The sequence below is a fragment of the Streptomyces sp. NPDC093064 genome, from assembly GCF_044754605.1.
Classification (GTDB): Bacteria; Actinomycetota; Actinomycetes; order Streptomycetales; family Streptomycetaceae; genus Streptomyces.
The window spans coordinates 74,804-92,610 of the sequence record NZ_JBIVPK010000009.1; the positions used below are offsets into that span (position 1 = coordinate 74,804).

A 17,807-nucleotide genomic window follows, 5' to 3' on the forward strand; every position below is an offset into this window, starting at 1 on the left:
TGCCCTATCCGAGGCGGATCACGGCTGGTCGTCCGCGAGCTCGGCGACCCCCGTGACCCGGTGCAGGGGGTAGGTGCGGACCTCGTCCGCGGTGTGGTCGTACGCGGTGACGAAGCCGCCCTCTACGCGGATCGGCGCGATGACGCGCTGGCTGGCGGCGCCCTCGGCGTTGACGTAGCCGATCCACAGGGCTTCGCCGGTGAGGACGGCGGCCTGCATGGTGGCGAGGGTCTCGGCGGAGCCGGTGCGGGGCAGGTCGCCGTCCTCCCGCGTGGCCGCGGTCGGCTTGCGCGGGGCGGTGGAGGCCAGGTCGCCCGCCCGGATCGCGCGGATCGCTGCGGACAGCAGCGTGGCGTCCGGGGCCGGCGGGCCCTCCGGGACCGGTTCGGGGGCGGTGCGCGGCGGGGTGCGGTGGGAGTGCGCGCGGGTGATGAGGACGTCGCCCGCCGCGGATTCGGCGGCCGGGGCGTAGCCCATCGCGCGCAGGCCCTCCAGGAGCGTGGCCGGGTCGGCCTGCGCGGCCAGCACGGTCGGCGCGAGGCGGCGCAGGCGCAGCGCGGCGGACCGCTTGTCGGCGAGGATCTCGTTCAGCAGCGCGTCGTCGTCGCAGCGCAGGTACGCCGAGGCCGCGCCGACCCGCAGATGGCCGTGCCGGCGGGCCACGTCGTCGATCAGGTACGCCAGCGGTTGCGGCACCGGCGTACGGGAGTGCGCGGTGAGGAAGGCGTGCAGGTCGGAGGCGGTGCGGCCGGCGTCGAGGGCGCGGCGTACGGAGGCGGGGGTGAACCGGTAGACGGTCGCGCCGCCCTTGGACTCCACGTCCGCGAGCACGCCCAGCGTCTCGGCGAGCGGACGCCGCAGGGGTCCGGGCGCGACCGCGGTCAGGTCCGCCTGGAGCAGGACGTGGTCCAGGGGCTCGGGCAGGAGCGGGGCGAGGACGCGGGCCGCGGCGGCTTGTTCGGCGGCGGAGGCGAGGGCGACGGGGGTGATGGGAGAGAGGGGGGAGATAGGCGTGGAAGGGGCCCGGGGTTCCGGGGTTCCGGGGGTTCCTTCCGGCCGGTGGTGCTTGTGGACGGGCAGCTTGTCCCCGGGGCTCGCGGGCGCGGCCCCGGCCGCGCCCGTGGCCGCCATCGCGCGTGCGGCGGGACCGTGCCCGCCCTCGCCCGCGGGGTTCGTCCCGGGCTCGGGCTCCGCCTCCGCGGGAGCCGGTGCGGACGCGCCGAGCAGCGCGCGCCCGTGTGCGGACAGCGCGCCCCGGCCGGTGACGCCGAGCAGTTCCGCCTCGGACAGCGTCCACCTGGCGAGGCGGCCGCGCAGGTCGTCCTCCTGCCGCGGTTCGCGCGGCGGGTGCTCCCAGCGCAGCCGGGCCGGCACCGACTCACCGGCCGGTGCGGCGCCCTGCGGCAGCCCCGCGAGCAGGGTGAGCACCCGGTGCCGTACCTCCGGTGCCGCCGAGCGGTCGAGGCCGGGGCCGAGCGTGGACAGGGTCCGGTCCTTGGCGTCCCGCCCGCCGATCAGACCCGCCGTCCGCGTGGCCGCCAGCCAGGCCGCCGCGAGGTGGGCCCAGCGTTCGGCGGCGGGCCGCTCCAGCCACTCGTCGTAGGCCGGGGTCGCCGCGTACCGCTCGTCGGCCTCGCCGTCGGAGGCGAGCAGACCGGCCGCGTAGGCGAGTTCGACCCAGAAGGCGGCCACCGGTTCGGGCACGTCGAGGGCGACGGCGGTGCGCTTGAGGTCGCGCACGCTCAGTCCGCCCGCGCGCAGCACGTTCGGGCCGCCCTCGTCCCAGTCCCGCAGCAGTTCCTCGACGGTGGCCAGGGCGGTGTACGCCTGCCCGGCCGCTGTGGCGTCCACAACCTGTGGACCGTGGGTCGCGGCGGCCGCCACGGCCGGCGGCACCGGCTCGGGCGCGCGGTGGGCGCGGCCCGCGCGCAGGTGCAGGGCCGCCTCGCGGGGGAGGACGACGGTTCCGGGCGCCGTGGGCAGCAGCAGTCCGCGGTCCAGCAGCCGGCGCAGACGCGGCGCCGGGTCGGGGGTGACCTGGCCGTAGGGCGGACCCCACACCAGGCGCTCCAGCACCTCGAGGGATTCGGCGGGCAGCCCGGCGAGCAGCGCGGACATCCGCCGGCGGTCGGTGAACAGCTCGGTGAGCGAGGCGACGGCCGAGACGGAGTCGTGGGTCGAGGGCAGTCCGGTGGTCGCCACGATCTCCTGGATACGCCCCGGCGACATGCCCGCCGTGGCCTCCCGCACCGTCGGTCCGAGCCCGGTCGGGGACGGGTGCTGGGGCGACGGCGCGAGCAGCTCGCGTGCCGTGCGCACCAGGCGCAGCCGGTCGTCGCCGCCCCAGACGAGGGCCTGTTCGCGCAGGGTGCCCAGGGCGCGGGGCAGCGCGGCGGCGACGACGGGATCGCGGGCGTCGGACGCCATCAGGCCGAGCAGTTCGCCGTACGTGGCCGGGTCGCCGGCCACCGCGAGGGCCTGGGCCGTCTGCTGGGCGAACCGGTCCAGCCGCTCCAGGGCGCGGACCACCGAGGCGCGGGTTCCGGCGCGGGTGGCGAGCTGGGTGAGGTCGGTCGGGACCGGGGTGATGAGGTCGGGGCGGCTGCGCAGGAGCGCGGCCAGGGAGGCGTCGTCGCGCGCGCGGAGCGCTTCCGCGAGCGAACGCGGGGCCGCCGGTTTCTCATCGCTGCTCATCCGATTCACGGTACCGGGTGAGTGTCGCGCCCGGCCCCGTACAGGGCACCGGGCACCGCGCCGAAGACGGTACCGTCGTCCAACGGGGTCATCGGCCAGCCACCCCGGAGGGGCTTCGTGGGGATCGAGAGCGATCAGGTCGTCTACGAGTATCTGAGCCGCGTCGGGGACGTCGCTCAGCAACGCCAGCTGTCCTCGGCCACGCGGATGCGTCTGGTCGCGGAGCTGCGCAACGAGATCGACCGGCGCCGCGCCAAGGCCGCCGTGGACAGTCCCGCCGCCGTCCGCCGCATCATCGACGGGCTCGGCAGTCCCGCCGCCGTCGTCGCGGCCGCGGCCGCGGGCGGCTCCGGCGGGGGCGGATCGCGGGCAGCGGCCCCGGCCGTGCCCGCGCAGCGTGAACCGGAGGTGGAGCCGGCGCGCCCGAAGGGGCTGCGCAAGGTGGTACCGCGGCCGCGTCCGTCGCAGCCGCCGGCGGGGCCCGTGGCGTCCGACGGCCCGGCCCCGCCGCACCTGGCGAGCGCCGACGAGCTCGGCGGCGCGGCGGCCGCCTCCGAGTGGTGGCGCGTGGAGCAGAGCCCGTTGGGGACAGGTGACGACGTGCCCGGCTTCATGGGCGGGGTGGAGATCCCGGAGCTGCTCAAGCCCCCGCCGTCGAAGGAATCCGCCAACGCGGAGCCCGCGCCCGAGGCGGCCGGCACTGCGAAGCCGGTGGAGGCGGCCGAGCCGGAGGCGCCCGCCGGGCGCCGCCGTTTCGCGCTGCCCCCGTTGATGGCGGGCCGGAGCAATCCGCTGCTGCTGCTCGCGGCCGGACTGCTGGTGGTCGGCGCGGTCCTGGGCAACTGGTACGCGCTGCTGCTCGGCTGGATCATCGCCTACGCCTCCCGCCGGCTGACCCGCGCGGAGTCCAAGTGGGCCGTCGTCGGCATGCCCGGCCTGGCGCTCGCCGCCGGGGTGGTCTGGCTGTGGGGCCGTACCGACGACCGCTGGGGCACCCCCATCGCCGAGGGCCACATGAACGACGCGGTCTCCCAGACCTGGCCGTGGGTGGTGCGGGCCGCGGCCGTGCTGTCGGCCCTGTTCCTGGCGTGGCGCTCGCAGCGGCGGACGTAGCCGCGCTCGCGGTGCCGGAGGCGCCGGAGGTAGTTGTACGTCACACGGGCCGGAGGTCTTGCGACTCCGGCCCCTGGGCACAATGGCCCGTATGACCTCTCGCCCGCTGACCGTCGGCTTCGACCTCGACATGACCCTCGTCGACTCCCGCCCGGGCATCCGCGCCTGCTACCTGGAGCTTTCCGAGCGGACGGGGACGTACATCGACGCCGACCTGGCGGTCACGCGGCTCGGTCCGCCCCTCGCGGAGGAGCTGGTCAACTGGTTCCCGGCCGAGCGGGTGGAGGCGGCGGGGGATCTGTACCGGGAGCTGTACCCGGCGATCGCCGTCTCCGCCACGCCCGCGCTGACCGGCGCCCGCGAGGCGATCGAGGCCGTGCGGCAGGGCGGCGGCCGGGCGATCGTCGTCACCGCCAAGTACGAGCCGAACGCCAAGCTGCACCTGGAGCACCTGGGCATCGAGCCGGACGCGGTGATCGGCGACCTGTGGGCCGAGCGGAAGGCCGAGGCGCTGCGCGAGTACGGCGCCCGGGTGTACGTCGGCGACCACGTCGGGGACGTACGGGGCGCCCGCGCGGCCGGCGCGCTGTCGGTGGCGGTGGCCACCGGACCGTGCGACGAGGGGGAACTGCGGGCGGCGGGCGCGGATGTCGTGCTCGCGGATCTGACCGCGTTCCCGGACTGGCTCGCGGCCAACCGCACGCTTTTCAGCCGCTACCGTGAGTCGCCGCGCGCCTGACGGCGGCCCGCCGCGATCGACCGGAGCACACCCGCACCGGCGATCAGGAAGCCGACGCCCATGAGCATGCTCAGGCCGAACATGTAGGTCGGGAAGGGCTTCGCGCCGAGGAACAGCGGCGCCACCGTCACCGCGGTGGCCAGCGCACCGACGAAGAAGACGATGGCACCTGCACGGACCAGCCGGTCGCCGGCTGCGGCGGAATTCGTTCGGGTATTGTCACGCACGCCACCAAGGATAGTTCCTGGTGCGCGGGCGCCGAGAGCCCCGGATGACCATGGAGCGGGCGTCAGCGGGGCGGTCGGCAGCGGTGGACGACCCCGGCATATTCGAACCGGACCGGAGTTTTGTCGCAAGAGGGAATGATTTCGCAATCGCTCCGGACATAGCTCTCTTTCGTGATACGCGCATGCTGAACGTCTGCTTGCCTTGGTGGAAAATTACCCGGCAGTTCCATTGATGGCCGGACGCTCACCTGCCGTAGTGGCGCGCGTTGCGCTGCGAAATTCGGCCAGTCTCGGTGGGGTAATGACGAGGGAGTGTCGACCTCGCGCCGACGTGAAGGGGGAAGGCCGTTGGCCGCGGTCTTGAGAATGCCTCCCCGATATGGTTAACAATTAAACAAATAGGATTCTCGGCCCACTGCGGGTCCAGGGAAACGTCGAGATGGCATCGCCGGTGCGGCGTGCGATTCTGACCGCCTTCCTGCTTCGGCCCGGGCAGCCCATAGGGATCACCGAACTGGCCGAAAGATTATGGGACGACCCGCCGACTTCGGCCGCGGCGAACATTCGGAGCCATCTCACCGCCCTGCGCCGGGACCTCGACGAGGCACGGCCGGGCCCGAGCTGCCGGGTGCGGACCTACCGGGGCGGCCGGAGCGGCTACGGGCTGGAGGTCACGCCCGACGAGTTCGACCTGGCGCAGTTCACGCTGGCCGCACGGCGTGGCCGGAATCTGCTGCTGCGCGGTGAGGCGGAGCCGGCGGCCGGGGTCCTGGAGGGAGCCCTGGCCTGGTGACGCGGCCCGTTCGGGCAGGACCTGCCGCCGACGCGGTGGTTCAACGCCCACGTCGCGGGCGTCAACAACGCGCGCTTCGACGCCTACCAGGACCTGTTCACCAGCTGCATACTCGCCCGCCGCACCGAGACGCTCTCCTACCGGATCGAGAGCATCATCGCCGAAGCGCCCTACCGCCAGCGGCTGTGGGAGCTCCTGGCCGCGGTGCACTGCATCGACGGCGACGCCGCCAGCGCCCTCAGCGCGATCAAGCGCTGCCAGACCCTGTTCGCCGAGGACCTGGGCCTCGACCTGCCGCCCAACGTCGAGGCGATGCGGGCGGCGGCCCTCAGCTGGAACAGCGAGGACGCCCTCCGCCTGGTGGCGGCCCGCACGCTGGTCGCCGACAACGGCGAGCGGACGGCCCCGCGGGCCACGGTTCCGCGCTGTCGTAGCGCATCCGGGCGACGCCCGCGGTGGCCGGCCCGCGCACTCGCGGCCGGCCACCGGTGCCGGTGGATCTCGCGGGCGACGAACCGTTTCGGACACCGGAGGACGCCCTTCTCGCTGCCGCACTGTCAGGACACCCTGCGCAGGGCGGGCATCGAGGTGTCCGGGGACCGCGGGCCGGCGGCGCAGGGCGCCGCCGCGTGCGCCGTGCGGGTGCCGTCACCGCCCGCGAATACGGGTTGCCGGAGCCGCCCCCTCATGTGCTGAGATATCCCCTGTCTCCCTCGCCCCCGAGCGAGCGCGCGCACGCCGATCGGCCAGGTTCGGCCGACTGGAGTGGGCGGGCTTGACGGCGGGTAAAGAGCTGGGGAGGCTTCGGGACAACGGCAGGCACGAGCGAGCGCTAGATAGCCTGACCTGCGGCAACTGTGGTTCGGCTGACCGGTGAGATGGGGTGCGTGCTTTGCCTACCGGCAAGGTCAAATGGTTCAACGCTGAGAAGGGCTTCGGCTTTCTCTCCCGCGACGACGGCGGCGACGTGTTCGTCCATTCCTCGGTGCTCCCTGCCGGAGTGGACGCGCTCAAGCCGGGGCAGCGGGTGGAGTTCGGGGTGGTCGCCGGCCAGCGCGGCGACCAGGCCCTCTCCGTGACGCTCCTGGATCCGACCCCCTCGGTCGCCGCCGCCCAGCGCAAGAAGCCGGACGAACTGGCTTCCATCGTGCAGGACCTGACCACCCTCCTGGAGGGCGTCGCGCAGACCCTGGAGCGCGGCCGCTACCCCGACAAGACGTCCGGCAAGAACGTCGCCGGACTGCTGCGCGCGGTCGCCGACCAACTGGACGTATGACCCGACGGGGCTGACAAGGTCAGGGAGTCAGGGAAAAGCGAGCGCGTCCGGGCCGAGGGGCGGTACGAGCCCCTCGGCCGCCGCACGCGTGAGCAGCCCGCGGACCGCCGCGTAGCCGTCCTCGCCGAGGCCGGCGGTGAACTCGTTGACGTACAGCCCGATGTGCTGGTCGGCGACGGCCGGGTCCATCTCCTGGGCGTGCTCCATGACGTACGGCCGGGAGGCCTCCGGGTCGTCCCAGGCCGCGCGCACCGACGTACGGATCGAGTCGGCGAGCCGCGTCAGCGTCCGCTCGCCCAGCGAGCGCCTGGCGATGATCGCGCCGAGCGGGATCGGCAGCCCGGTGGTGCGCTCCCAGTGCTCGCCCATGTCGGCGAGCTTGTGCAGGCCGTAGTTCCGGTAGGTGAAACGCGCCTCGTGGATCACCAGACCGGCGTCGACCTTCCCGTCCCGCACGGCCGGCATGATCTCGTGGAACGGCATGACCACGATCTCGCCCACCCCGCCGGGGACGACGTCCGCGGCCCACAGGCGGAACAGCAGGTACGCCGTCGACTTCTCGCTCGGCACCGCGACCGTGCGGCCCGTCAGGTCGGCGTCCGGCTCCTTGGTGAGCACCAGGGGCCCGCAGCCCCGGCCCAGCGCGCCGCCGCACGGCAGCAGCGCGTACTCGCCGAGGACGTACGGCAGCACCGCGTAGGACACCTTCAGCACGTCCAACTCGCCGCGCTCGGCCATGCCGTTGGTGACGTCGATGTCCGCGAAGGTGACGTCGAGGTCGGGCGCGTCCGGGACGCGGCCGTGGGCGAGCGCGTCGAAGACGAAGGTGTCGTTGGGGCAGGGGGAGTAGGCGATCCGCAGTCGGCTGCTGTCAGGGCTCATGCAATCTTCCAACTCGTGAGGACGGGCGCGAGCTTCCCGAAGCCCTCGGTCAGGGTGGTCAGGGCGTCGCCGATGCGCCAGGCGGCCCGGTCGCGCGGGCCGACCGGGTTGGAGACCGCGCGCACCTCCAGCACCGGGACGCGGTGCGCGGCGGCCGCCTCGGCGACGCCGAAGCCCTCCATGGCCTCGGCGAGGGCGCGGGGGTGGCGGGCGCGCAGGGCGTCGGCGCGGGCGGCGGTGCCGGTCACCGTGGAGACGGTCAGCACCGTGCCGGTACGGGCCGAGGCGGCGGCCGCGATCGCCCGTACGAGCGCTTCGGGCGGACGGTGGGTGACGGTGCCGAAGCCGAGTTCGGTCACCGGCAGGAATCCGTCGCCGGTCTCGGCGCCCAGGTCGGCGGCGGTGATCTCGTCGGCGACGACGAGCGAGCCGACGGGCGCGTGGGGCGCGAAGCCGCCGGCGATACCGGCCGAGACGACGAGGTCGTAGGGGGCGCCGGCGAGCGCGGCGGCGGTCAGGGCGGAGGCGGTGGTCGCGGCGGCGAGGGCGGGGCCGACCCCGGCGGCGATCAGGTCGACGGCGGGCGGCCCGGGGATCCGGCGCACGGCCGCCCCGGGCAGTGGCCGCAGCGGCTCCTCACCCGCGGACCCGGCGAACGCCCGTGCCACCGCGTCCCGTTCGACGGGGACCGCGGTGGCGACCAGGACGCGTGGCGCGGACGTGGTCAGGAGTTCTTCGTCAGCTTGAAGGACCACAGACCTCGTACGTCCTTCTCGCCCTCCTTGATGGAGACCAGCGTCGAGTTGCCGCTGGCGCCGTACTGGGCGTTGAAGAAGACGCTGCCCGGGATCGTGCGGTAGGTCTTGGTGCTGGAGTCGGTCAGCGGCTGACCGTTCATCAGGATGGTCCAGCCCGTGTCCGCGATCTTCGGGTCGACCCCGAAGCGCACGGTCTCGTCCGGGTCGACCTTGATCGTCTTGATGTCCTTGGACTTGAGGCACCTGGCCAGGTCCGCGGTCTTGATCGCGTTGCCGTCGTTGTAGCAGTTGGCTTCCGAGCTCACGGAAGAGCTGCCGACGGTGATCGTGGACAGAGGGGTCGGCTTGGAACAGGCCGACAGGACGAGCAGTCCGGCGGAAACGGCACCGGCAGCGGCGACGGCGCGGCGGCGTCGCACGGCGGAATGCAGCGTGGTCATGGCCGAAGGCTATCGGGCGCGCCCGCCTGCCCGCCCACGCGGGGGTGCGGGCGTGGCAGATGGCCGTGAGGCGCGGGCCTCACGCCACCCGGGGGCGCGCGGCGCCGCCGTGCCGGGCCGAGGCCAGCAGACCGCGGACGGTGGGCAGCCAGCCGGCCGCCACGAGCCCGGCGCCCACCGACAGGCCCAGCACGCCGTTGAGCGGCAGCACGATGCCGATCGCGCCGCCGAGCACCCAGGCCACCTGCAGCAGAGTCTCGGAGCGGGCGAACGCCGAGGTCCGCACCGGCTCGGGCACGTCCCGCTGGATCAGCGCGTCCAGGGACAGCTTGGCCAGCGCCTGCCCGAATCCGGCGATCGCGGCCAGGCAGGCCACCAGGAACGCGCCGAAGAAGACCGCGGCCGTGACCGCCGCGCCCAGCACGATCGCGACGACGGTGACGATGATGATCTCCGGTGCCCGCGATCGCAGCCAGGCGCCGACCGCCGTGCCCAGCGCGTTGCCCGCGCCCGCCGCGACGCCCACGATGCCCAGCGAGACCGCCGCGCTCTCGCCGGTCAGCGGGTGCTCCCGGAGCAGGAAGGCGAGGAAGAAGATCAGGAACCCGGACAGGCAGCGCAGCGCGGCGTTCGCGGCGAGGGCGTGCGTGACGGCCGTGCCGACGGTACGCAGGCCGGGACGCTTCAGCAGTTTGCGGCGCGGACCGCGCAGGTGCTGCTCGTCCGCGGCGAGCAGCGCCCGGTCCTCGCCCTTGGCCGAGTCGACCTTCGGCGGCAGGGCGAACGACAGGAACGTTCCCGCGACGAAGATCACGAAGGCGCCGTAGAGCGGCCAGTGCGAGTCGAGGGCCTGAAGGCCCGCGCCGATGGGGGCGGCCACGCCGGTGGCGAGCAGCCCGCCGAGGGTCACCCGCGAGTTCGCCTTCACCAGGGAGAACCGGGGCGGCAGCAGCCGGGGTACGACGGCGCTCCTGACCACGCCGTACGCCTTCGAGGCGACCAGCACGCCGAGGGCCGCCGGGTACAGCTCCAGGCTGCCGCTGGCGGCGGCGCCCGCGATGATCAGCGCGAGCAGGGCGCGGGCCAGCATCGCGGCGGCCATCGCGGCGCGGCGGCCGTGCGGGAGGCGGTCGAGGAGCGGGCCGATCACGGGCGCGAGGACCGTGAACGGCGCCATGGTGATCGCGAGGTACAGCGCGACCCGGCCGCGGGCCTCGTCGGTGGGCACGGAGAAGAAGACGGTGGAGGCGAGCGCCACCGTGATCATGACGTCGCCGGCGCCGTTCACCGCGTGCAGTTCGATCAGCCGGCCGAGCCCGGACTCGCCGGCGCCGTGGGCGTTGGTCGCCCTGCGGATGCCGCGGACCGCTCCGGTCACGGGCAGATGCAGGGCACGCCCGACCGCGCGGACGGACCCGCCGAACCGGCCCGAACCGCTGCCCCGGATGCTCCCCTTGACCCCCTTGTCCCCACCGACGCCGGTGGTTCCCGGGGGCGTTCTCGCGGCTGCCACCCCGTCATACTGCCCCGGAAACGGCACCGGTAGCGCCCTGGCGGCCCGGATGCGACCAACCAGACACCCCTAAGGCACCCACCCGGCCCCGACAGTCCCCACCCACGACACCTTGACGCGGTCGCGCTTGCGGGGGCGGGGTTTTTTCGGGTCCGGGACTTGGTCGCGCCTGCGGTGGCGGGGTGTTTTCGAGCCCCGGCCTCGGTCGCGCTTGCGGTGGCGGTCGGTCCCGTGCCTCTGGGCTCGGCATCGCTCCTGATGGCGGGGCGGTCTCGGCCCCGGAACACGTTGTGCTCCTGACGGCGAAGTGCTCCCTGGCCCGCTCGGCCGTGCTCGCGGCGGCGGGGCGGTGCCGGCCATGGCTGCCCTTCGGGCGTACTCGGTGCGGAGCTCGCGGTCCGGCGCTCCTGGCGGCGGGGCAGTCGCCGACTCCCGGCTCGGCCGTGCTCGCGATGGTGGGGCCGTCCTCGCACCCGACTCGGCCGGGTTCGCGGTGGCGGGCATCGTTGCGTCGTTTGCCGGGCACGTTCGGCCGGCGCCGCGAATTGCCTGCTCGGTCGCGGGCCTCGGTGGCCCGGTTCGGCCGGGGCCCGGTGGCTCTGCCACGCCGGCTACGGCGGCTCGGGCCGGTTGGCCCCTGGCGGCTCTGCCAGGCCGGCTGCGGCGGCCTGGGCCGGTGGTTCGCCTCCGGCGTGGGCCGGACGTCTCAGTGGACGGTGCGGCTGCCCCCTGGCGTGCTCGGTGCGGGGCGCCGTGGGCCCGGCCACGGCGCCCTCCGGCCCGGCGGGGCGTGCTCGGTGCTGAGCCCGGCCGCGGCTGCCCCCAGCCCCGCGGGACCTGCTCGGGAACGGGCTCGTGGCTTTGGTGGTGGGTTTGTTGCGGGTGGGGCGGTGTTGGTGGGGTGGGAAAGTTCGGGCGCGGCGCGGTGAAGACAACGTCGGTGTAGGTCGAGCGGCGACGAGAAGGTAGCGTGCGTAGCGCGCCGTGGCGAACGTTCTCGACCGCGCGCCTTACGGGCATACCGCAGAATGGATGACGTAGGTGCGCCCGAGCGCGATCGGGCGCGGACGTCGACGCGGTCCCAGGGTCCGCTCCGTCCGCCCCGCCGCCTTCAGGCCGGCGCACCCGAAAGACGGCGTAGGAGAGAAGCGATACCTGTGAGCGCAGCGACCACGCGAAGCCGCACCCCCGACCGCCTGTGCGCCGAGGCCGTCGACCTCGCCCGGGGCGCAGCCGAGGAGGCGGCCGCGCCCGGCGTCGTCGGCGAGCACGCGGGAGTGCTCTCCGAGGGCGACCGGGTCGTCACGCACTTCTTCGAGTGCAAGGAGTTCGGATACCGGGGCTGGCGCTGGGCCGTCACCGTGGCCCGCGCCTCGCGCGCCAAGATCGTCACCCTGGACGAGGTCGTCCTGCTGCCCGGCCCGGACGCGCTGCTCGCGCCCGAGTGGGTGCCGTGGAGCGAGCGCCTGCGCCCGGGCGACATGGGCCCCGGCGACCTGCTGCCCACCGACGCCGAGGACCTCCGCCTGGAGCCCGGCTACTCCGGCGAGGACGAGCCCGCGCCGAACGCCGCGGTCTCCCAGGAGATGGCCGAGCTGGCGGAGGCGGAGGACGCCGAGGTCACGGCGGGCCCGCCGAGGACCCTGTCCACCGTCCCGTCCCGCGGCTCGATCTCCGCGCTCGCCCAGGAGCTGGGCATGCGCCGCGCCCGCGTCCTGTCCCGCTACGGCCTGCACGTCGCCGCCGACCGCTGGGAGGAGGGCTACGGCGCGAAGACGCCCATGGCCCAAGCAGCCCCGGCGGCCTGCGTGAGCTGCGGCTTCCTGGTGCCGCTCGGCGGCTCGCTGGGCCAGGCCTTCGGCGTGTGCGCCAACGAGTTCTCCCCGGCCGACGGCCGTGTGGTCTCCCTGACGTACGGCTGCGGCGGCCACTCCGAGGCCGCGGTGATGCCCAAGCCCCCGCAGCCGCCCCCGCCGGTGATCGACGAGACGCGCGTGGACCCCTTCCCGCTGCGTCCGGCACAGGACTCCGGCTCGGTGCCGGTGACCGGGGACGACGAGACCGCCGAGCTGGGGCACTCCTAGGACCTGCCCCGCGACCAGGACCCGCCCCGCGACCGGTCCGGTCCGGTCCGGTCCGTCCGTCGGGCGAATGACCTCTCCCACGCGCGGTACCTTCGTCGTCACGCCGATGAGGAGAGTGAACGTGAGCATGTTGGTGCAGCCGTCCGCCGGAGGCGATCCGTTCGGGACCGCGCGCCTGCGGCGCGGTGTGCTGGACGCCTGGGCCACCAGCCCGGCCCGGTTCCGCGAGGACGCCAACGCGGAGGAGGACCTCGTCCTCGGCGGCTACCGGGACCGGCTCGTCGTCGAGCTGGCGCAGAACGCCGCCGACGCCGCCGCCCGCGCCGGCGTGCCCGGCCGGCTGCGGCTCACCCTGCGCGACGACGTGCTGCTCGCCGCCAACACCGGCGCCCCGCTCGACGCGGCCGGCGTGGAGTCGCTGTCCACGCTCCGGGCCTCCGCCAAGCGCGACGCCCGCGACAGCGCCGTCGGCCGCTTCGGCGTCGGCTTCGCCGCCGTCCTCGCCGTCACCGACGAGCCCGCCGTCGTCGGCCGGCACGGCGGTGTCCGGTGGTCGCTGGCCGAGGCCCGCGCGCTGGCGGAGGACACCGCCCGGCACAGCCCCGGCCTCGGCGACGAGATCCGCCGCCGCGAAGGACACGTACCGCTGCTGCGGCTGCCGTTCGCCGCCGAGGGCACCGCGCCCGACCCCTACGACACGGTCGTCATCCTGCGCCTGCGCGACGCGGCCGCCGCCGACCTCGCCGAACGCCTCCTGCACGCCGTGGACGACGCCCTGCTCCTCGCCCTGCCCGGGCTCGAGGAGGTCGTGGTCGAGATCGGCGACACCGCGCCGCGCACTCTGCGCCGCCGCACCGAGGGCGCCCTGACGGTCGTGGAGGACACCCGCGAGGGCACGACCCGCTGGCGTACCGCGGGCGCGCACGGCCCGCTCACCCCGGAACTCCTCGCCGACCGCCCGGTGGAGGAACGCCTTCGCCCGCACTGGTCGGTCACCTGGGCCGTCCCCGTGGACGCCGACGGCACCCCGGCCGGCCCCCGCACCAGCCCCGTCGTCCACGCCCCCACCCCCAGCGACGAACCCCTCGGCGTGCCGGCCCTGCTCATCGCCTCGTTCCCGCTGGACAGCACCCGCCGCCACGCCGCGCCCGGCCCGCTCACCGACTTCCTCGTGCAGCGCGCGGCCGACGCCTACGCCGAACTCCTCGCCGACTGGCGGCCGGTGACCGAGGGCATCATCGGCCTCGTGCCCGGCCCGCTGGGCAAGGGCGAACTGGACGGCGCGCTGCGGCAGGCCATCCTCGACCGGCTGCCGCGCACCTCCTTCCTGCCCCCCGCGGCCGTAGCCGCCGGCCACCAGGACCACGACTCCGACCTGCCCGAATCCCTCCGCCCCCGGGACGCCGAGGTGATCGAGGGCGCGGGCGCCGACACCGTGCGCGTCCTCGCCGAGGTGCTGCCCACCCTGCTGCCCGCCGGACTCGAACGGCGCGTGGAGCTGCGCACGCTGGGCGTGGCCCGCCTTCCGCTGACCGACGCCGTCGACCGGCTGGCCGGCCTCGAGAAGGAGCCCGACTGGTGGCGGCGGCTTTACGACAGCCTCGCGGGCGTCGACCCCGACCGGCTCTCCGGGCTGCCCGTGCCGCTGGCCGACAGCCGTACGACCATCGGGCCCCGGCAGGTCCTGCTGCCCGTGGCCGGCGCCGCCCTCACCGACCCGGAGGTGCTGGCCCGGCTCGGTCTGAAGGTCGCGCACCCGGACGCCGTGCATCCCCTCCTGGAGAAGCTCGGGTCTCTGCCCGCGACGCCGCGTGCCGTGCTCACCACCCCGCAGGTGCGGGCCGCCGTAGCCGCCTCCCTCGACGAGGACACCGGCGGATGGGACGAGGACACCCCGGACGCCGAGGAACTCGCCGACACCGTCCTCGCCCTGGTCAGGGACGCCGGACTCGACCCCGGCGACGAGCCCTGGCTCGGCGCGCTCGCTCTGCCCGACGAGGACGGCGAACTCGCCCCGGCCGGCGAACTCGTCCTCCCCGGCGGCCCGTTCGCCCGTCTCATGCGCGAGGGCGAACTCCCGGCCGTGGACGCCGAGCTGGCCGGGAAGTGGGGTGAGCAGCCGCTCGCCGCGTGCGGTGTGCTCGCGAACTTCGCCCTGGTGCGGGCCACGGACGTCGTCCTCGACCCGGACGAACTCGATCCGCGTGAAGGGGACTTCCTCGAGCCGGACGACCCCGGGCTGCTCGACGCGGTCGACGTGTGGTGCGAGGACCTGCTCGACCGGTTCCCGGACACCCCCGTGCCGCCGGTCGCCACCGAGATCGTCGCCGTGCGTGATCTGGACCTCGTCGACGACGACCAGTGGCCCCAGGCCCTCGCGCTGCTCGCCCGGCCGCCGCTGCGGGACGCGCTCACCCAGCCGGTGCGGATCCTGCTGCCCGACGGCACCCACGAGATCGTCCGGCCGTACACCGCCTGGTGGCTGCGCGGGCACCCGGTGCTCGGCGGGCGCCGCCCGGCCGGTCTGCGCGCCGCCGGGTCCGATCCGCTGCTGCGCGGCCTGTACGAGGAGGCCGACGCCGCCGGCTTCGACGACGAGCAGGTGCTGCGGGCACTCGGCGTGCGCACGAGCGTCGCCGCCCTGCTGGAGGAACCGGGCGGCGCCGCGGAGCTGCTGGAACGGCTCGCCGACCCCGAGCGTCCCGTGACCTCCGCCCAACTGCACGCCCTGTACGGCGCGCTGGCCGAACTCGATCCGGACCAGGTGACCCTGCCGGACGAGGTGCGGGCCGTGATCGACGGCCGGGTGGAGGTCGTGGACGCCGCCGACGCCGTGGTGTGCGACTCCCCGGACCTGCTGCCGTTCACCGGGGGTGTCCCGCTGCTGCCCGTACGGCCCGCGCTGGCCGCCGAGCTGGCCGAACTGTTCCAGGTGCGACGGCTGAGCGAGTCCGTCACCGGCGGGATCGACTCCGAGGGCACCGAGCACGACGTACCGGAGCCGGTGCGGGTGCTGCTCGGCCCGCGCACCCCGCGCACCTACGTCGAGCACGAGGAACTGGTCGTCGACGGAACCGAGCTGGACTGGCGGCTGACGTCCGACGGCGTCCTGCACGCCGCCACCCTGGAGGGCGTGGCCGCGGGCCTCGCCTGGGCGTCGGGCCAGTGGCCGCGCCGCTTCGAGGTCGCGGCACTTCTGGAGGACCCGTCCCGAACGGAGGAACTGGCCCGGGACCGCTGGTTCGACTGAGTAGCCTCCGCCGCGTAGTCCGCCGTGGCAAAGTGGCCGACGCGCCGCGGCGGACTGCGCCACGTCGAACCCAGACCCGTATACCAAATAGTCGCGCTCCCCGTGGGACACTGGTGGGCATGGCAGGGTCTGGGGAGTTCCAGCCGGAGTCCGAGCGGGTCACGCGGCAGCTCCGGGACGACATTCTCGTTGGTGTTCGCAAGCCCGGGAGCAAGCTCGTCGAGCGCGAGCTGGCGGCGCAGATGGGCGTGAGCAGAGTGCCCGTTCGCGATGCTCTGCGCGTGCTCGTCGCCGAGGGTCTGGTCACGCCGAGGCCGCGGACATGGGCGGTCGTCCGGGAGTTCACGTCATCCGACATCGCGGATCTGAACGAGGTCCGCGGGGCCCTGGAGGCGCTGACCTTCCGGCTCGCCGCTCAACGGCGCCACCGCGCAGGCCTCGACCGGCTCCGCTCCAACCTGGAAGAAGAGCTGAAAGCCGCCTGTGCGGGGGATGGCGTTCGCGCCCGGCGTGCGGCGGCGGACTTTCATGAGACCGTCACGTCGATGGCCGCCAACGAGCTGCTGAGCGAGTTGGAGAGCACCTTCCGCAGCCGGTTGCGGTGGCTGCTGGGACAGCACGACGACCTCATGGCGATCGCGCGGGAGCACGAGGCCCTTTATGCCGCGATCGCGGACCGGAACGTCGCGCTCGTCGACGAACTGGTCGCCAAGCACCTGGAGAACAGCCGGCTCGCGATCGACGCCCATCACCACTGATCCCCGCGGCCGGGTGGTCAGGGTCCAGCCCCCGCGCTTCGGTATACCATTTTTGAATGGCTGATCTGATTCTGACCAATGTCCGACCCTGGGGCATGAAGGCTGTCGACATCGTCGTCTCCGGTGGGGAGATCCGCGATCTGGTACCCGCCGGTGTCGCGAGCGGACCCGGCGAGCGGGCGGACGGCGGCGGACTGCTCGCCCTGCCCGGCTTCATCAACGCACACGCCCATGTGGACAAGAGCTGGTGGGGCCGGCCCTGGGTGCCCTACGGCGGCGAGCCCACCACGCTGGGACGGATCGCGCACGAGCGAGCCGAGCGGGACGCGCTCGGCATTCCCAGCGCGGCCAACAGCCTCACGGTGCTGAGGGAGTTCCTGCGGCACGGCGTCACCGCGGTGCGCAGCCACGTCGACGTCGACCTCGGAGTCGGCCTGCGGGGCATCGACGCCGTCCGCGAGGCGGTGGACGCACTCGGCGGCGCGATCGAGGTGGAGATCGTCGCGTTCCCGCAGGACGGGGTGGTGCGCCGGCCCGGCGTCCTGGACCTGCTGGACCAGGCGGCGGCGAACGGTGCGACCAGTATCGGCGGACTCGACCCGGCGGCGATCGACCGCGATCCGGTGAAGCAGCTCGACGGGCTGTTCGACATCGCCGAGCGGCGCGGCGTCGGTATCGACATCCACCTGCACGACGCGGGCGCGCTGGGCGCCTTCCAGTTCGAGCTCATCGCCGACCGCACGCGCCGCGCGGGGCTGCGGGGGAAGGTCAACGTCTCCCATGGCTTCGCCCTCGGGGAGCTGCCGCCGGAGCGGCAGGCCGATCTGCTCGACGAGCTGGCCGAGGCCGGTGTCTCCTGGTCGACGGTCGCCCCGGTGCGCATGGCGCCACTGCCCTGGCGCGGGATGCGGGACCGGGGGATGCCGGTGGGGCTGGGCACCGACGGGATCCGCGACCTGTGGTCGCCGTTCGGCGACGGTGATCTGCTGCGCGTGGCCCTGGATTTCGCGCGGCTGCACGGCATGCGGACCGACGAGGACCTCGCCTACGCGGTGGAACTCGCCACCACCCGCGCGGCGGGCTTCGTGCACCGGGGCAGCCACGACCTCGCGGCGGGCGCACCCGCGGACGTCGTGCTGGTCGATGCCGAGAACGTGCAGGACGCTCTGATGCGGGCACCTCGCCGTGAACTCGTGATGTCCGGCGGGCGAGTGGTGGTCCAGAGCGGCGAGTTGCTTGTCTAGATGACGTATTGCCCTGAGAGGTTCCCACCTCTCAGG

The 17,807-nt window shown here is 74.3% G+C and carries 14 protein-coding genes and 1 pseudogene; 9 read left to right on the plus strand and 6 right to left on the minus strand.

The window, feature by feature from the left end; genetic code table 11:
• Nucleotides 1-18: 18 nt before the first annotated feature.
• Nucleotides 19-2,694 carry a helicase-associated domain-containing protein gene (locus tag ACIQFZ_RS13735; RefSeq protein ID WP_402691270.1) on the minus strand — a complete coding sequence of 892 codons (2,676 nt, stop codon included), beginning with the start codon at nucleotides 2,692-2,694 and terminating at the stop codon, nucleotides 19-21.
• 117 nt (nucleotides 2,695-2,811) lie between these two features.
• On the opposite strand from ACIQFZ_RS13735, the gene ACIQFZ_RS13740 reads away from it, so the two are divergent.
• Together ACIQFZ_RS13740 and ACIQFZ_RS13745 are read left to right on the plus strand one after the other, a co-directional pair.
• Nucleotides 2,812-3,807 (plus strand): hypothetical protein, encoded by a 996-nt coding sequence (locus ACIQFZ_RS13740; RefSeq protein ID WP_376652078.1) that lies wholly within the window; start codon nucleotides 2,812-2,814, stop codon nucleotides 3,805-3,807.
• A 91-nt stretch (nucleotides 3,808-3,898) separates the two neighbouring features.
• Entirely contained in the window at nucleotides 3,899-4,546 is a 648-nt protein-coding gene (locus tag ACIQFZ_RS13745; protein ID WP_365416758.1) for an HAD family hydrolase, read from the plus strand.
• Here the strand turns inward: ACIQFZ_RS13745 and ACIQFZ_RS13750 are convergent.
• Complete coding sequence (locus ACIQFZ_RS13750) at nucleotides 4,522-4,773, minus strand: hypothetical protein (protein ID WP_365416756.1); 252 nt, start codon at nucleotides 4,771-4,773, stop codon at nucleotides 4,522-4,524. The two genes, ACIQFZ_RS13745 and ACIQFZ_RS13750, sit on opposite strands and share 25 nt — an antisense overlap.
• A gap of 439 nt (nucleotides 4,774-5,212) precedes the next feature.
• Between ACIQFZ_RS13750 and ACIQFZ_RS13755 the strand changes: the two genes are divergently transcribed.
• From ACIQFZ_RS13755 to ACIQFZ_RS13765, 3 genes and pseudogenes are all read left to right on the plus strand, one after another.
• On the plus strand, nucleotides 5,213-5,566 hold the full coding sequence (locus ACIQFZ_RS13755; protein ID WP_402691271.1) for a winged helix-turn-helix domain-containing protein: 354 nt from the start codon (nucleotides 5,213-5,215) through the stop codon (nucleotides 5,564-5,566).
• Nucleotides 5,567-5,578: 12 nt separating this feature from the next.
• Nucleotides 5,579-6,262, plus strand: a pseudogene (locus ACIQFZ_RS13760) (BTAD domain-containing putative transcriptional regulator); the annotation flags it as partial.
• A 196-nt stretch (nucleotides 6,263-6,458) separates the two neighbouring features.
• Complete coding sequence (locus ACIQFZ_RS13765; protein WP_361412651.1) at nucleotides 6,459-6,842, plus strand: cold-shock protein; 384 nt, start codon at nucleotides 6,459-6,461, stop codon at nucleotides 6,840-6,842.
• Between the two features lie 27 nt (nucleotides 6,843-6,869).
• Here the strand turns inward: ACIQFZ_RS13765 and ACIQFZ_RS13770 are convergent, their stop codons facing one another.
• The 4 genes from ACIQFZ_RS13770 to ACIQFZ_RS13785 all read right to left on the minus strand — a co-directional run bounded on the left by ACIQFZ_RS13770 (nucleotide 6,870) and on the right by ACIQFZ_RS13785 (nucleotide 10,435).
• Nucleotides 6,870-7,724 carry a 1,4-dihydroxy-6-naphthoate synthase gene (locus ACIQFZ_RS13770; protein ID WP_383056361.1) on the minus strand — a complete coding sequence of 285 codons (855 nt, stop codon included), beginning with the start codon at nucleotides 7,722-7,724 and terminating at the stop codon, nucleotides 6,870-6,872.
• A complete protein-coding gene (locus ACIQFZ_RS13775; RefSeq protein WP_402691272.1) occupies nucleotides 7,721-8,479 on the minus strand; it encodes a futalosine hydrolase in 759 nt (252 codons plus the stop codon). The genes ACIQFZ_RS13770 and ACIQFZ_RS13775 overlap by 4 nt, the downstream gene beginning before the upstream one ends.
• Entirely contained in the window at nucleotides 8,449-8,922 is a 474-nt protein-coding gene (locus ACIQFZ_RS13780; protein ID WP_383056357.1) for a DUF2771 domain-containing protein, read from the minus strand. Before ACIQFZ_RS13780 ends, ACIQFZ_RS13775 begins: the two co-directional genes overlap by 31 nt.
• 79 nt (nucleotides 8,923-9,001) lie before the next feature.
• Nucleotides 9,002-10,435, minus strand: coding sequence for an MFS transporter (locus ACIQFZ_RS13785; protein WP_365774969.1), 1,434 nt, complete (start codon nucleotides 10,433-10,435; stop codon nucleotides 9,002-9,004).
• A 1,157-nt stretch (nucleotides 10,436-11,592) separates the two neighbouring features.
• On the opposite strand from ACIQFZ_RS13785, the gene ACIQFZ_RS13790 reads away from it, so the two are divergent.
• The 4 genes from ACIQFZ_RS13790 to ACIQFZ_RS13805 all read left to right on the plus strand — a co-directional run bounded on the left by ACIQFZ_RS13790 (nucleotide 11,593) and on the right by ACIQFZ_RS13805 (nucleotide 17,771).
• Nucleotides 11,593-12,519, plus strand: a complete 927-nt coding sequence (locus ACIQFZ_RS13790; protein WP_383056354.1) for a DUF3027 domain-containing protein — start codon at nucleotides 11,593-11,595, stop codon at nucleotides 12,517-12,519.
• Between the two features lie 121 nt (nucleotides 12,520-12,640).
• A complete protein-coding gene (locus ACIQFZ_RS13795; protein ID WP_402691273.1) occupies nucleotides 12,641-15,769 on the plus strand; it encodes a sacsin N-terminal ATP-binding-like domain-containing protein in 3,129 nt (1,042 codons plus the stop codon).
• A gap of 119 nt (nucleotides 15,770-15,888) precedes the next feature.
• Nucleotides 15,889-16,527: a GntR family transcriptional regulator gene (locus ACIQFZ_RS13800; RefSeq protein WP_365416742.1), complete on the plus strand. Its 639-nt coding sequence runs from the start codon at nucleotides 15,889-15,891 to the stop codon at nucleotides 16,525-16,527.
• 56 nt (nucleotides 16,528-16,583) lie between these two features.
• Nucleotides 16,584-17,771 carry an amidohydrolase gene (locus tag ACIQFZ_RS13805; RefSeq protein WP_402691274.1) on the plus strand — a complete coding sequence of 396 codons (1,188 nt, stop codon included), beginning with the start codon at nucleotides 16,584-16,586 and terminating at the stop codon, nucleotides 17,769-17,771.
• The last annotated feature ends 36 nt before the right edge of the window (nucleotides 17,772-17,807 follow it).

What these genes read in the sequence shown, in the direction of transcription:
- ACIQFZ_RS13770 (WP_383056361.1), bottom strand. Translation starts at nt 7,724, where the DNA reads ATGAGCCCTGACAGCAGCCGACTGCGGATCGCCTACTCCCCCTGCCCC.
- ACIQFZ_RS13735 (WP_402691270.1), bottom strand. Translation starts at nt 2,694, where the DNA reads ATGAGCAGCGATGAGAAACCGGCGGCCCCGCGTTCGCTCGCGGAAGCG.
- ACIQFZ_RS13800 (WP_365416742.1), top strand. Translation starts at nt 15,889, where the DNA reads ATGGCAGGGTCTGGGGAGTTCCAGCCGGAGTCCGAGCGGGTCACGCGG.
- ACIQFZ_RS13805 (WP_402691274.1), top strand. Translation starts at nt 16,584, where the DNA reads ATGGCTGATCTGATTCTGACCAATGTCCGACCCTGGGGCATGAAGGCT.
- ACIQFZ_RS13745 (WP_365416758.1), top strand. Translation starts at nt 3,899, where the DNA reads ATGACCTCTCGCCCGCTGACCGTCGGCTTCGACCTCGACATGACCCTC.
- ACIQFZ_RS13780 (WP_383056357.1), bottom strand. Translation starts at nt 8,922, where the DNA reads ATGACCACGCTGCATTCCGCCGTGCGACGCCGCCGCGCCGTCGCCGCT.
- ACIQFZ_RS13755 (WP_402691271.1), top strand. Translation starts at nt 5,213, where the DNA reads ATGGCATCGCCGGTGCGGCGTGCGATTCTGACCGCCTTCCTGCTTCGG.